Below are 13,243 nucleotides of genomic sequence, written 5' to 3' on the forward strand. Positions count from 1 at the left end.
GTGAACCAGTCCCCGCTGAAGGATTGATGCAAGCCATGACGACGCCAGAGCTACTCACCGCCCACCTGCCACATGCCCGGGCGGTAGACGTCCTCCCAGACCTCGATCGGCCCTTCCTCGTCCCTGAAGACACTGCGGAGGACCAGAACAGGTACCGCGACATTGCTCGGTACCTCGATGCCGAACTTGTTCAGCTCATCGTCGGAGGCGAGGCGCGCTCCACGCTTCTCTGGATCGGCAGTGATCTCTACGCCCGTGCGCTCGGTGTAGAGCTCCTGCCAGAAACGGGGCATCCGCTCCTTTTGCATGAGCTCCGGCACAGCGTTCAGCGCGCGCAGCTGAATGATGGAGAGCGCGACCACGGTGGGCTTGCCGCCTCGCACGAAGGTCCGTCCACGCAGGAGGACTTCGTCGTAGAGCTCGATACCCAGCAGCTCGGAGAACTCCGGATCGGCGCAGGATCTGAGCGCCACGACGTGGTCTGTCGAGGTCTCCCGTGGCCCGTAGGGGCGCCCGGTTCGTTTCAACCGGTTCAGACGCCCGAGGCCGCTAACCGCACTTTCCGGAGCGGCGTCCTGCGGCAGCACTCGTGTGCCGTGACCTCGCGAGCTGATCACGAGCCCCTCCGCTTCCAGGGCCTTGTAGGCCGCATGGACCGTGGTGATCGACCCCTTGCCTTGAGCCACCAGCTCTCTGATGTGGGGCAGGTAGTCGCCTGGCGCATACGAGCCGTCAGCGATCTGTCGTGCCAACTCATCGGCGATGCGCTGCCATTTCGGAGGCATGAGACCTCCTCCCTTGTCATCTCGAATGAGAACAGTCAACCACAGTTCTGGAACTGTTGACAGTCCCGGAACTGTGGTGCATAGTTCTGGAACTGCGGCGAGTGTCTCAAGAAGTACGGGCCGCAGTCTGCATCACCGCTGAACCCGCAGTAGTCGTCCGCCCTTCGGGGTGGCCGGAGTAGCCCTCCTCAGCTCGCTGGGAGATCCGAGGGCGCGAGAGCACCATCGAACTCCTCCGGAGCCTGACGGCCGCGACAACGTGCACCTTGCAGCGCTGTGCGCTGTCTGTCCTACGGGACGCCGGTCTCGTGCCGTGCGGCCTGGAGGGCAGAGAGAGCATTCGCAACGCGCCCCCTGCCACTCCGTCCACAAGGAGTCCAGATGTCCGCTTCGACCCTTGAGCGCACCGCCGCCCGACCCCGACGGAGCCGGACCCGCTCCCGCACCGTCAACGCCCGCCCGGCACTCGTCATCTCCACCCTCAAGACCCACCAGTACGACCTGCGCCCGGCGTGCGCATCGTTGATCTGCCCCGATTGCCGGACGTGGGTGCCGATCACCGGTATCCAGACCAAGAAGCCCAAGCTCGTGCCGCACGACACCGGCCGTGCGGGCAAGGATGTTGCTGCCCGCTGCCGCTTGGGCAGCAACCGGTTGATCACCGTCGACGTCACGGTCAAGAAGTGGCAGGAGCATCTGGAGGACGGCAACTCGCAGACCGTCCACCGCCGCAAGACCACCGTGCTGCGGAAGCCGAAGGTCGCTCCGGCCCCAGCCGTCAGTCAGATCGCCGCGCAGAAGCAGGCGCCTACTGATGACGACTCCGGCGACAGCCGGCCCTTGTGGCTCCTGCGCGAGATCAAGTGGGCGTCGACCGCGTCCGCCGTCCGCGACGCTGACACCCGGCGCGCCCAGCTGCCCGACGGCGACGCACCGCTGGGCGCACCGCCGGTGCCGCTCACGACGCTTCGCCCCGAGCTCCGCGCGAGCTGACGAACGACCACGGCCGCTGCCACCCCGACGAACCAGGGTGGCGGCGGCCGTGGCTGCTCGTACGGCAGTCGACTCCCCAATTGGGGAGTGAACGGCGACAGCCCCAGGGATGAGAGCCCCGGGGCTGTCCAGGACCTTACGACGGAGGACCTGATGCGACACAGCATGACATTGACCGGCCCGCAGTTGAAGGCCAGGGTGATCGACGACATCGAGCGTGAGGACCAGGACACCTGGCTCGAACCGCACGATGACGACGCCTTCCACCAGCTTGTCCGGCGCCTGGTCGCCGAGGGCGACCACCACGCAGCCCAGCTCGGCAGGCGCGCACCGCGCACCCTCGCGGAGATGAGGGCCCGGATCAACATCCAGGCCGGTACGGCGTGCCCGGACTGCCAGGGCGCGGGCGGCCGGACGGTCGACACCAGCTCCGGCGGCGTGACCCGCAAGTCGTGGGAGTCCTGCGGCTCGTGCAACGGGCTGGGGGTCCGGTGAGCGACGCCTTCCACCAGCTTGTCCGGCACCTGGTCGCCGACGGTGACCGCCGCGCCGCGCTGGCCGGCAGTCGGGCCCGGCGCCCCCTCGGCGAGATGCGCCAAACCCTCCAGCCCCTTCTGACCTTCGGACTGGTGGCGGCGCGTGGTGAGTGACGAAGAACGCCGACAGGCCGCCGCGCAGTTGGAGGCGGCACGTCAGAAAGCAGCCGCCGATCTCGCCGCCGCGCAGGAAGCGCAGCGGCGACTTGCGCAGGCCCTCGCCCAGATCCCGCCCCGCTGAGGAGGCCCCCGTGACCCTGCTCCGACTGCTCCAGGCCCTCAGGTCGTGGACGTGCCCGAACTGCGGCTGCCTCAACCCTGGCAGTGAGGTCTCCTGCGGGTTCTGCGTCCCGGAGTGACCGCTCCTGTTCCGATACGGGCCACCCGAGCCGCGCAGCACGCTGCGGCTCGGGCGGCCCGTTCCTATGGCCTGGCTCATCCGATCACCGCCGCTCTGTTGACGGTCGCCGCGGCGACCGCGGCGGCGGTGTGGGAGGCCGGCCATCACGTCACTGACATCCACCCACGCCTGAAGGAGCGAGACCGTCATGGCTAAGAACCCCGCCTACGACCACTACATGCGCGCCGGCGACGCCGAGCGCAACCACGCCAAGACCTGCAAGTCCTGCTCGGGTAGCCGCCGTTGTGCGGTCGGGCAGCAGCTGTGGACCGCGTTCGAGAAGGCACAGGACGCGCACATGAGCAGCCCCTGGCCCCAGCCCGGTCGCCGCTGAGCCTGTCCGCTGCCTGTCGCCCGCGCCCCACCACCCGCAACCGGGTGGTGGGGCGCGGGCGTGCGGGGAGCCGGACAGTCCGGCCCACCACCTGGAGGAGAAGACGCCATGAGCCGTAGCCGTGAGGAGCGCGCCGCGCAGCACGAGGAGTTGGCGGCCGAGGCCACTCGCCGTGCTGCCCGTGTCACCAGCACCGACGAGCGCGAGGCGACCGCCTCGATCAAGCACTACCGGGACCGTGCCGACCACCACGCCGCTCGCGCCCGCGGTCTCCGCAACTCGTGACCTTCGGCTAGCTAGCCGCCGCATCAAGACGCGAACAGCCCCAGGGATGCCGCCCTGGGGCTGTTTCGCACCGACCCTGGAGGGCCCTGATGAATCGCTCGCACATCGTACGCACCACCTACGCACCCGACACCGATCGGCCGGTGAACACGAACTGGCGGGCCAGCGGCGCTTGCGCCGACGAGGACCCGGATCTGTTCTTCCCCATCGGCAACAACGGCCCGGCGCTGCTCCAGACCGAGGAGGCCAAGGCTGTTTGCCGTGACCGGTGCCCGGTCATGGACACCTGCCTGACGTGGGCGCTGGAGCACGGCCAGGAGCACGGTGTGTGGGGCGGCCTCGGCGAGGACGAACGCCGAGCGCTGAAGCGCCGCACCTCCCGCAACCGGGCCCGCAACGCGGCCTGATCGCTTCCCGTCCAGCGGGAGCACTGGCCGACTCGCGGCCTGCCCCGCAGCACCGCCGCACATCAGGCGCCCGCGCCCCGGGCTGCCTCATTGATCCGTCCCCTGCTCCTGGTGACAGTCCTAGAGCCAGACCTCAAAGGAGTCCTTCATGGCCGGGATCTTCGCGCGCATGACCAGTCCGCTGCGCCGCATCGACGCCGAACCCGACGAGCTGGTCAGCGAGGCGTACTGGCTGCTCAAGGAAGCCGAGAAGAACCACGGCGTGTGGGTGGCGATGAACGCCTACACCGGCATGGCGAGCGTGAAGATCCAGCTCGCCCAGTACCTCAAGGAGCACCGCGACTGACCGCTGCGGCCCCGGCCGGAGGCGACTTCCGCGCTGGGGCCGGCGGTTCTCCCGCTCCGCCACGACCGACCAGGCCGTGGCGGAGTCGGAGAGCCGGAACGGCTCGGCAAAGCAAAGAGGCCCCGGCAAGGGGGCCTCTCCTTTGTTCTCGCGATCCGCTGACAAGGAGCGATTCGCATGGCCAACGCTACCAGCGGGGGTGCCCGGTGAGTACAACCACAACGCCAGCCCCCGACAAGACGAGGGACGACACGTACGTGGCGCACAGCCCCTTCGCGGCGCTGCTGGCCACGGTTATCGCCGTGGCCGCCACCATCTTGGCCCTGTTCGACCTGTTCGCGAACGGCCTGTGGCCCACCTGCCTGCATCTGGCCGTCGGCCTCGCCGTCTTCGGCGCGGTCCGGCTGTGCGTGGGCATGGCCCTGGAGCCGTTCATCCCGACCGACGACCCGGAGAGCACCACATGACCGCCGTCGACTTCCGTAAGCCCGATGCGATCCGCCCGGACGGCGACGACGACCCGCACTCCTGGGACGTCCCCGCCCTGGCCGACCACCCCGACCACAACGACGTCCAGGAACTGGAGCATGACGGGGCGGCGGCGACCGGCACCGAGCCGGACCGGGACCCGCGCACCATGCGGCTGATCGCCGTCTTCGCCGGAGTCGGCGGCCTGGTGCTCGCCGCCATCGGCTTCACCGGCTCCTACACCACGCTCAAGAACCTCGCGGAGAGCAAGGACTTCGGTCTCTTCTCGTACGCGTTCCCGATCGGCATCGACGCCGGCATCCTCGTGCTCCTGGCGCTCGACCTCTACATGATGCGCAAGCGGATGCCGCTGCCGATCCTGCGCTGGGCGGCCCACGGGCTGACCACCGCCACGGTGGCGTTCAACGCCGCCGCCCCCAAGGGGCCGTGGACGGCCGATCCGCTCGCGGCCTCCATGCACGGTGTCATCCCGGTGCTGTTCATCATCGCGGTGGAGGCCGCCCGCCACTACGTCGGCCGGATGGCCGACCTGCTGGCCGGCGAAGCCCCGCTCGGGTCGGTCCCGCTGACCCGGTGGATCCTCGCCCCGCTGACCACGCCCCGCCTGGCCCGCCGGATGCGGCTCTACAACCTCCCCTACAAGGAGGTCGCCGCTCAGTTTCAGCAGCTGCGGATCTACCGCGAGGGCCTGCGCCAGAAGTATGACGACGAGCGGAGCTGGCGGAAGGCGGCGACGGCGAACGAAATGCTGCCGTTCAAGTTGGCGCCCTTCGGGTTCAGCGTGGAGCGCGCCCTCGCGGTGCCGCTGGAGGAGGAGACCAAACGAATCGAGAGGGAGGCGCAGGCCGCCGTTCAGCGTGCCGAGGCCGAGATTCAGCGAGTGAAGACCGATGTTCAACTCGGGGCCGCTCGCATTCAGGCGGAGGTCGACAAGATCCGCGCCGAGGGCCAGCTGAAGATCGCCAAAGCCGAAGCGGAACGGGAAGCTCAGGCGGAGATTCAGCGCGCCGAATCCGATGCTCAACTCCGGGAGGCCAAGCGTCAGCACACGCTCAAGCTTGCGGAGGACCAGGCAGCGGCCGAAGCGCAGGAGCTCGCCGACGAGACCGAGAAGCGCCGCACCCTCGCCCAGATCGAGCGGGAGAAGGTGCAGGCCAGTTGGGGTCTGGAGAAGCATCAGATGGCCACGGAGGCCACGGAGGCCGAACGCCGGATCCAGGCCGATGCCGCCGCACGTGCCCAGCGCGACGAGGCCGCCCGCAAGGCCGGCATCGCGGAGCAGCAGCAGCGTCTGGCGCGGGTCCTCGCCGAAGAGAAGAAGGCCCTCGAAGAGGCCGCTGAACACGAGCGGATGGAGGCTGAACACCGCGCCGCAACGGTGAACAAGGACCTGGAGGCACAGCGCGATGCTGAGGAGATCGCCCTCTCCAAGGCTCGCGAGGAGGCCGCGGTCGAAGAGGCCGAGGAACGCCGTGCGCGGGCCGCTGAACACGAGGCCCGTGCGGTCGAAGCCGCCGCCCTGGCCCGCATGAACCAAGTCGACTGGGATGTGCAGAGGGTCGTCGCGATGATCGAGACCCGGGGCGAGAGCGCGGTCACCGTCCGCGTCATCGGCGACGAGCTGGGCATCTCCACCGGCACCGCGCAGGACCGCAAGACCCGCGCCGTTGAGCTCCTCAACGGTGGCGGCACCGAGGCTCCGGAGCAGGCCGCAGCCTGAAACGGAACCTGATCGAAGGTCTTCCTGGCCCACACGGTCGCCCCTCGCAGCGCCCCGCTGGCACACCGCCGGACGGGGCGCTGCGAGGGTCGGCCGCGGCCGCCAGGCCGACCGCTTCACCCACTCCACCCAGCACGATCCGGCCCGACCTGTGGCCCGGAAAGAACCTTTTGCACCCCGACCCCGCCGTTTACGGAAAGTAGCGGCGAGGCGAAGCGAAGCTAGGCGACGCGAGAGGGAAACCCCCTCCCAGCCCCCTGCTGCGCCCTCCAACCGGGGGTGACGGGGGTCTCCGCCCTCGCCTCGCGTCGCCTCACCTCTCCTCTCCGCTACACATCGTGAGGAGATTCGTCGTGGCAGACACCGCGACCGCGCCCCCGGACACCACCGCCGGCGGCACCACCACCGAGGACATCGACACCGCCGAATACACCGTCGTCACCGAGCCTTCGGAGACCACGGACCCGGCCCCCGAAACGAAGAAGACCAGCCGCGGACGTCCCCAGGCGCTGCCGCTGATCGTTCACGGCACGAACGCAACCGGAATCGCCACGGGCATCGCCTACGCGGTCGCGGGAGTGCCCGGACTCATCGCCGCGGGCGCGGCCGGAGTGGCTGTCGCCGCTGCCGCGCTGGCCGGTCGCAAGAAGCGCTCGAAGGTCTCCGCCGCCCGCAAGGCCGCCGCCGCGAACCGTTCCGGAGGCGGCTCCGGCCGGGCCGGTGGGGGTGCGGGCAAGGGCGGTCTGCTCGGACGCGGCGGAGGTCGCGGCCGTTCGGGCGGCGGCGCCGGGGGCGGCCGGATGAACAATCGTGGTGGCCGGTTGAACGGCACCGGCGGCAAGATGAACGGCGCCGGGAAGGGCGCTGAACGGCGTCCCGGCGGCGGCCGTCACGCTGCTGGCGGTGGCACTGGCGGATCCGGGTCCGGGAAGAACGGGCGCGGCCCGGGCGGTCTGCTCGGCAGGGGCGGCGGCCGCGGCAAGGACGGCCTGGGCTCCGGAGCCAACACCCCCAAGGGCACCGGCGGTGGGAAGAACGGCCCCAGCGGGAGCCGCGGCGGTGGGAAGGCCGGCGCCGGTCAGCAGTCCCGCACCGGCAAGGCGTGGCAGACCCTCACGGGCTGGGGCAACAAGATGCGCCGCAACAACGGCGGCTCGGGCACCGGCACCTCTGGGAGCGCCGGTTCGTCCGGCGGCTCCGGCTCCGGGTCGGGCTCCAGCGGCAAGGGCGCCACCCCGGCGAAGTCCCGACTCGGGCGCGCGATGCAGAAGATGCGCGGCTGGGCGGGCAAGCTGCGCCCCTCGAAGAAGAGCAAGGGCAGCACGCCCGGCGGCACCGGCGGCACCGGCAAGTCCGGTCCGAGGTCGGGCCGCCTGTACCGGATGCGCCGCGTCGCCGCCCGCAAGCTCGGGCATTGGGCGCGCTGCGTCGGCGCGGGACTGCTCGCCGGACTCGCCGGGCTGCTCACGCTGCCCCTCGGAATCCTGTGGGGCACCTGGCGCCTGCTCACCCGGCACCGCGACCCGCTCCACGGGTTCGCGTTCCCCGTCCGTCTCGCCGGACGGATCTGGCGGTTCTTCTTCCGCCGCTCCAAGGCCCGCCACGACAAGGAAGCCAAGGCGGACCAGCTCAACCTCACCGTCAACGACCCCCGTAAGGACACCGATCCCGTGACCGGACCATCTCTCGCCGCAGGCAGCAGCGTGCTGGACGGCAACAACTCCAAGTTCGCCCTCGCGATGCGGGCGACGTACTCCGCGTACACCGGCTACAGCCCGACCAGCATGATGGAGGTCGCCGCCGAGTACGCGGGCCTGCCCAACGGCATCCGCGCCGCGGCCCTGGCCGTGCAGCAGATGGCCGTCAACTCCGACCAGAAGTACCCGTGCAGCAAGCGTGCCATCGCCAAGCTCGCCGAGGCGGCGCAGCGGCTGGTCAACGCCGCCTCCCGGGCGGAGAACATGGTCGCCCTGTTCCGCTACGCCCACGCGTTCGACATCGAGCGGATCGTCGCTCCGAGGACGAACGAGTGGATGTGGAACGTGACCCCGACCGGGTCGTCCGCGGACGGGGCCGCGATGTTCCAGCCCGGCCGGATCGAGTCCGGGTGCGTCCTGATGGCCGTGCTCTACCGGAGCTTCGACCCGGTCCACATGATGCAGGTTGGCTCCGAGTACCAGGGCATGAGCTACGGCCTGAACGCCCTGGCCGACGCGATCGAGGCGCTGCACCAGCGCACCCGCGACCTGTACCCGGTCGACGACCGCGTCACCGACGAGCTCGGCACCCTGGTCCAGATGATCCGGGCGGCGGCCGACGACGCCGACATGGCCGCGAAGCTGTTCCTTGAGGACCACCGCCTGGAGATCAGCCACAACACCAACCCCCGCAAGGGCCCGGCCGCCGAGTCCATGTGGAACACCCCCCGCTGACCCTCCAACCCCGGTACGACCCGCACCACCAGGAGCCGGTGGCCGACCCCGAACCCTCGAGGCCGGCCACCGGCTCCCTTGCTGCCTATCCACCTTGTTGCTGCCCCGCCCCACCTTCCTGACCAGGACGGAGAACCTCCCCATGTCGATGCGTCACTGGGACTGGTCGCTGCCCAGCGGCCACACCACCTTCCTCGGATACGCCAGCGAGACCGCCGCCTCGATGGTGATGCTCGCCCCGATCACCGGACTGCCCTGGCAGGCCGCCGCCATCACCCTCACCGGTGCGGCCGCCGCCGGAGCCGTCCACGACCTGCGCGAGGGCACCACAACCGGCACCCTCACCACCCGCGCCCTGTCCTGGCTCACCGCCGCCAGTTGGGCATCCTGGGCGCTGGCGACCGCGCCCCTGACCTCCACCGGCTGGGCAACCGGCCTGGGCCTGGCCGCCGTCGGCATCGCCGCGAACGCGTCCGCGACCCGCTCGGAGTCCACCCGCTCCGAGCGCAAGCGCCTGCTCAAGCTGCGCCGCGAGTCGGTCGGCATCCTGCGCGACTGGGAAGACCGCATGAAGCGCGTCGCCCGAGTGGAGAACTGCGTCGGCAAGGACGTGCAGCACTGGCCCGGGAAGGTCGGCTACACCGTCGAGATCGACCTACCCTCCGGCGGGACCACGGCCGACGACCTGAACGGCTACGGCCCGAAGTTCGCCGCCGACCTGCGCCTCGCCGACGGCTGCGGCGTCGAGATCTTCCCCGGCGCCAACCGCGGCACGATCCTGATCGAGGTCACCCTCAAGGACGTCATCAGCGAGGACATCCCCTACCCCGAGGACTTCTCCGAGCTGACGCTGACCGAGCGGTTCCCCTTCGGCCTGCACCGCAACGGCCAGGAAGCCATGGGCAGCCTCTGCAACGACTGCGGCATCCTCATCGGCGAGACGGACGCGGGCAAGACGAACACGCTGCGCGTCGTCACCGGCCAGCTCGCCCGGATGCCCGACGCGCTGATCTGGGCCATCGACATCACCGGTGGTGGCGTCGCCCTTCCGTGGATCACCCCGTGGGCCACCGAGGGCCTCGCGTCCGCGCCGGTCGTCGACTGGATCGCACACACCGAGGACGAAGCCCGCCTCATGCTCAAGATGGCCGGAGAGATCATCGCGGCCCGCAAGGCTGGCTACCAGCAGCTGATGCGGGAGAAGAAGACCGACAACAAGCTGCCGCTCAGCCACGAGATCCCCGGCATCGTCATCATCACCGACGAGACCGCCTCCCTCCCCTTCGACGTCAAGGAGATGCTCGACAAGGTCGCCGAAGAGGGCCGCGCGATGCGCGTGCGCAACCTCGTCTGCGGCCTGCGCGCCACGCAGGACGTCGTCACCGCCACCATGAAGATCCAGGCGAAGTGGCGCGTCGGCATGACCGTCTCCGACGCCGAAGAGCTCGCGTACCTCTTCCCCGGCTACATCAAGATCGACCCGAAGGACGCGCCCGTCGCGGGCGCCGGTTGGACGATGCACACCCGCCTCGGGCCGAAGAAGCCCACGGCGATGAAGGTGTGGCGCCTAGTCGACGAGCTCACCGACAAGATCTGCGCGGCGACCGCCGCCCGGCGGCCCAAGCTGGACCAGCTGTCCGCGTCGGTGGAGAGCGGCGCGCACTACCCGCAGCGGTGGGCGCGCACGCTGCCGGACCTCTACAAGGGCCAGCAGCTCACCGAATCCGCGCAGCACGCCATCGACAACGCCGGGGAGATTATCGACGCCTCCACCCTGCTCGCCTCCGCCCCGGCCCCGGCCGGATCGGCCGGCACCACCCCGGCGGCCCCGGCCGCCTCGGTTCCGCAGGGCTTCGAGGGCTTCGGCGGCGCGGCGGAGCTGTTCGCCGCCGTCAACGCCAGCCTCGACCCGACCGCCGGGCTGATCGCCGTCCCCGCGGCCCCGGTCCCAGCCGCCGTCCCGCAGACGGCACCGCTACCCCGCCCCGCCCGCCCGGTCGACCCGCGCGAAAAGGGCTGGGAGCTCCTGGCCGCCGCCGGCGAAACCGGCTACACGCCCAAGGCCCTGCACGACATGCTCAAGCAGCTCCTGGGCGATGCCACCCCGGCGCCGCGCACGGTCGGCGGCTGGCTCAGCAAGTGGGCGGAGGAAGGCAAGGCCATCAAGGACGACTCCGGGCAGTACACGCGGTACATCGCCCGCGAGGCCGCCGCCCAGCAGCCCAGCACCACCCCTGCCGAACCGGCCGGGACGGCGCTGCCCGAGGGCCTGGACGGCGCCCTGGTCCTCCAGGCCGTCGACCTGATCGTGTCCACCCAGTTCGGGTCGACGTCGATGCTCCAGCGCAAGCTGCGCATCGGCTTCGCCCTGGCGGAGACGCTGATGGACTTCCTTCATCACCGGAACATCGTCGGTCCCTCCGACGGCTCCACAGCACGCGAAATCCGTGTTTCGACTGATGACCTGGAGGTGGTAAGGATGACGCTGGCCGACGAACTCGGATTCACCGCGCGCGACTTGGCCGCGATGGGGCTCGCGGTTGCCGCCGCTTCGCACACCAAGGAGTGACCATGGAGACAGCGGACGAGGAGATCGAGCGCCTGGAGACCGAACGGCACTCCTACAGCGAGACCTTCAAGAACACCTCCGAGGCCGACACCGTCACCCGCGCACACCTCCAGTCGGAGATGGACCGGCGCACCGCCCGGATCCAGGAGCTCCAGCAGCACCAGCCGCTAGGCTTCTTCGCCCGCTGGGGCCTGCGCGCCGCCGCCATCGCGGCAGTCTGGGGCGCGTTCGAGTTCGGCCCTTGGTGGGTGAAGGTCGGCCTCGGTCTCCTCGCGGCGTTCCTCGCCTTCTACAGCCTCGGCTGATCTCCCCGCCCCACCTCACGGCCCGACCCGGGCCACTCAGGACCCGCCCAGCCATCCCGGCCGGGCGGGTCCTTGGCGTTCCCCACCACCCCCCGTCAAGGAGCATCCTGTGGAACCCCGCGACCTCACCCTCACCGACTACCAGCACACCCCGCTGAACCCCGGCCCGCCCACCGCCGGCCTCCCGGTCGACGGACTGGAGCAGATCTGGGCCCTGTTCCCCGAGGCGCACCCCGGCGCCCGGCCCGGCGACCTTCCGGCCGCGCCCGCCCACGTCGCCGTCGGACTCCCCACCGACGAGGCGTACATGGCGCGCGTCTACGACCTGGTCCGCCGAGAGGAAGCCCTCCAGTACCTCCGCGCGCAGTACCAGCAGGCGGCCCTCACCCCGGTTTCTGCCTACCCACAGGTCATGGCCCCGGCGCCGACGCACCTGCTTCCGCCCGCCGCTTCAGCCGGGCCGGAGCGAGCGGTGCCGACGTTCGTGTGGAAGTACAGCGCCATCGCCCTGTCGACCGGCGGCGGCATCGCGCTCGCCGGGGTCGGCGTCGGTGCTGCCGCTCCGACCCTCGCGCAGCTGCCCGCCATCCTCACCGCGACCGGCCAGGCCGTGATGAGCGTGGCCGGCCTGTTCGTGCTGGTTTTCCTCGCGCTCGCCGTACGCGGAGCCGCGCGCGGCAACGGCAGGGGCGGCACCACGGTCAACATCCGCAAGGCGGTCTTCCGGCGCAACAAGTTCCACGGATGAGCCGGGCTGCCTGCCTCGCCCCCGAACCCCACCACTGGGGCCCGGGGACGGGACAGGCCGCCCGGCCCGCACCACCACCGCCTCGACAAGGAGCAGCATCACCTTGGCACCCAACGACCCGGCCCCGGCCGGCGACAACGAGCGCACGAAGCCGACGAAGAAGGAGTCCCGCCTCTCCAAAGCCCGCACCTGGTGGAACGAGGCATGGGACGAGGGCGGCACCCTCCACGAGCTGTGGGAGGCCGTCCGGCGCGCACCCGACGCCGGATGGCACGGGATGGCCAACTGGATCAAGGCCGTCGCCGCCCTCGCCGTGTTCTCGTTCATCGTCCTGCTCTTCAACGACGCCATCGACGTCCTGCTGGACGCCGCGCACCGCATCCTCACCGCTGTGCCGAACGTCCAGGTTGGCGACAACACCTCCACCGGCGTGTGGGCCACGATCGACAACCCGATCCGCTCCTACATCGCCGCCCACTCCGCCGGCCTGCCGATCAGCGCCTCCACCGTCTACACCCTGTGGCAGGCCACCGGCCTGTTCTCCCTGATCGCCGGGTTCATCACCCGCAGCAACGGGATCCGCCTGACGTGGCTGGCATGGGGGTGCGCGGGCATCGCGATGGTCTGGACGACGACCCCGGACACCTCGCGCACCGTCGCCACCGCCATCGCCGTCCTCGCCTGGACGGTCGCTTCGGCCTTCGCGATGCGCGGGCTGAACCTGCGCCCGCAGGTCTTCTCCACCGTGCACACCGCCCCTCAGATCCACATCCCGGCCCAGCCCCACGGCCCCGCCCCGGACAACGCCCGCCAGCTCGGCCGCTGATCCGGTCGCTCCGCCTGGCCACCGGCCGCCGCCCGTACCCCGGGCGGCCGGCTGCCGGTGACCGGACA

Annotated in this window: 16 protein-coding genes; 15 read left to right on the forward strand and 1 reads right to left on the reverse strand. The window is 70.5% G+C overall.

Annotation, left to right across the window (positions count from 1 at the left end):
- Positions 1-50: 50 nt before the first annotated feature.
- Positions 51-785, reverse strand: coding sequence for a GntR family transcriptional regulator (locus ABZ348_RS30500; RefSeq protein ID WP_358938515.1), 735 nt, complete (start codon positions 783-785; stop codon positions 51-53).
- A 381-nt stretch (positions 786-1,166) separates the two neighbouring features.
- Between ABZ348_RS30500 and ABZ348_RS30505 the strand changes: the two genes are divergently transcribed.
- The 15 genes from ABZ348_RS30505 (at position 1,167) to ABZ348_RS30575 (ending at position 13,175) form a co-directional block, all read left to right on the forward strand.
- Entirely contained in the window at positions 1,167-1,778 is a 612-nt protein-coding gene (locus ABZ348_RS30505) for a hypothetical protein (RefSeq protein WP_358938517.1), read from the forward strand.
- Between the two features lie 153 nt (positions 1,779-1,931).
- A complete protein-coding gene (locus ABZ348_RS30510; RefSeq protein WP_358938519.1) occupies positions 1,932-2,273 on the forward strand; it encodes a hypothetical protein in 342 nt (113 codons plus the stop codon).
- Positions 2,270-2,428: a hypothetical protein gene (locus tag ABZ348_RS30515; protein WP_358938521.1), complete on the forward strand. Its 159-nt coding sequence runs from the start codon at positions 2,270-2,272 to the stop codon at positions 2,426-2,428. The genes ABZ348_RS30510 and ABZ348_RS30515 overlap by 4 nt, the downstream gene beginning before the upstream one ends.
- Positions 2,421-2,555, forward strand: a complete 135-nt coding sequence (locus ABZ348_RS30520; protein WP_358938523.1) for a hypothetical protein — start codon at positions 2,421-2,423, stop codon at positions 2,553-2,555. The genes ABZ348_RS30515 and ABZ348_RS30520 overlap by 8 nt, the downstream gene beginning before the upstream one ends.
- A gap of 307 nt (positions 2,556-2,862) precedes the next feature.
- Entirely contained in the window at positions 2,863-3,048 is a 186-nt protein-coding gene (locus ABZ348_RS30525) for a hypothetical protein (protein WP_358938525.1), read from the forward strand.
- A 108-nt stretch (positions 3,049-3,156) separates the two neighbouring features.
- The gene (locus ABZ348_RS30530; RefSeq protein WP_358938527.1) at positions 3,157-3,333 is read left to right on the forward strand and encodes a hypothetical protein; all 177 of its coding nucleotides are present in this window, start codon (positions 3,157-3,159) and stop codon (positions 3,331-3,333) included.
- 89 nt (positions 3,334-3,422) lie between these two features.
- Positions 3,423-3,740: a WhiB family transcriptional regulator gene (locus ABZ348_RS30535; protein WP_358938529.1), complete on the forward strand. Its 318-nt coding sequence runs from the start codon at positions 3,423-3,425 to the stop codon at positions 3,738-3,740.
- A 148-nt stretch (positions 3,741-3,888) separates the two neighbouring features.
- Positions 3,889-4,086: a hypothetical protein gene (locus tag ABZ348_RS30540; RefSeq protein WP_358938531.1), complete on the forward strand. Its 198-nt coding sequence runs from the start codon at positions 3,889-3,891 to the stop codon at positions 4,084-4,086.
- Positions 4,087-4,292: 206 nt separating this feature from the next.
- Complete coding sequence (locus ABZ348_RS30545; protein ID WP_358938533.1) at positions 4,293-4,553, forward strand: hypothetical protein; 261 nt, start codon at positions 4,293-4,295, stop codon at positions 4,551-4,553.
- Positions 4,550-6,295, forward strand: a complete 1,746-nt coding sequence (locus tag ABZ348_RS30550; RefSeq protein WP_358938535.1) for a DUF2637 domain-containing protein — start codon at positions 4,550-4,552, stop codon at positions 6,293-6,295. Before ABZ348_RS30545 ends, ABZ348_RS30550 begins: the two co-directional genes overlap by 4 nt.
- A gap of 353 nt (positions 6,296-6,648) precedes the next feature.
- Positions 6,649-8,727, forward strand: a complete 2,079-nt coding sequence (locus ABZ348_RS30555) for a hypothetical protein (protein WP_358938537.1) — start codon at positions 6,649-6,651, stop codon at positions 8,725-8,727.
- Between the two features lie 148 nt (positions 8,728-8,875).
- Complete coding sequence (locus ABZ348_RS30560) at positions 8,876-11,296, forward strand: DNA translocase FtsK (RefSeq protein ID WP_358938592.1); 2,421 nt, start codon at positions 8,876-8,878, stop codon at positions 11,294-11,296.
- Positions 11,297-11,298: 2 nt separating this feature from the next.
- Entirely contained in the window at positions 11,299-11,601 is a 303-nt protein-coding gene (locus ABZ348_RS30565) for a hypothetical protein (RefSeq protein WP_358938539.1), read from the forward strand.
- Between the two features lie 109 nt (positions 11,602-11,710).
- Positions 11,711-12,349 (forward strand): hypothetical protein, encoded by a 639-nt coding sequence (locus ABZ348_RS30570; protein ID WP_358938541.1) that lies wholly within the window; start codon positions 11,711-11,713, stop codon positions 12,347-12,349.
- A gap of 103 nt (positions 12,350-12,452) precedes the next feature.
- Positions 12,453-13,175, forward strand: a complete 723-nt coding sequence (locus ABZ348_RS30575) for a hypothetical protein (RefSeq protein WP_358938543.1) — start codon at positions 12,453-12,455, stop codon at positions 13,173-13,175.
- The last annotated feature ends 68 nt before the right edge of the window (positions 13,176-13,243 follow it).

This window comes from Streptomyces sp. NPDC005963 (genome assembly GCF_040638655.1).
In the GTDB taxonomy this organism is placed as follows: domain Bacteria; phylum Actinomycetota; class Actinomycetes; order Streptomycetales; family Streptomycetaceae; genus Streptomyces.

Coding starts and splice junctions, on each gene's coding strand:
- ABZ348_RS30530 (WP_358938527.1), top strand. CDS start 3,157: ATGAGCCGTAGCCGTGAGGAGCGCGCCGCGCAGCACGAGGAGTTGGCG.
- ABZ348_RS30550 (WP_358938535.1), top strand. CDS start 4,550: ATGACCGCCGTCGACTTCCGTAAGCCCGATGCGATCCGCCCGGACGGC.
- ABZ348_RS30525 (WP_358938525.1), top strand. CDS start 2,863: ATGGCTAAGAACCCCGCCTACGACCACTACATGCGCGCCGGCGACGCC.
- ABZ348_RS30565 (WP_358938539.1), top strand. CDS start 11,299: ATGGAGACAGCGGACGAGGAGATCGAGCGCCTGGAGACCGAACGGCAC.
- ABZ348_RS30510 (WP_358938519.1), top strand. CDS start 1,932: ATGCGACACAGCATGACATTGACCGGCCCGCAGTTGAAGGCCAGGGTG.
- ABZ348_RS30560 (WP_358938592.1), top strand. CDS start 8,876: ATGCGTCACTGGGACTGGTCGCTGCCCAGCGGCCACACCACCTTCCTC.
- ABZ348_RS30540 (WP_358938531.1), top strand. CDS start 3,889: ATGGCCGGGATCTTCGCGCGCATGACCAGTCCGCTGCGCCGCATCGAC.
- ABZ348_RS30500 (WP_358938515.1), bottom strand. CDS start 785: ATGCCTCCGAAATGGCAGCGCATCGCCGATGAGTTGGCACGACAGATC.
- ABZ348_RS30505 (WP_358938517.1), top strand. CDS start 1,167: ATGTCCGCTTCGACCCTTGAGCGCACCGCCGCCCGACCCCGACGGAGC.
- ABZ348_RS30535 (WP_358938529.1), top strand. CDS start 3,423: ATGAATCGCTCGCACATCGTACGCACCACCTACGCACCCGACACCGAT.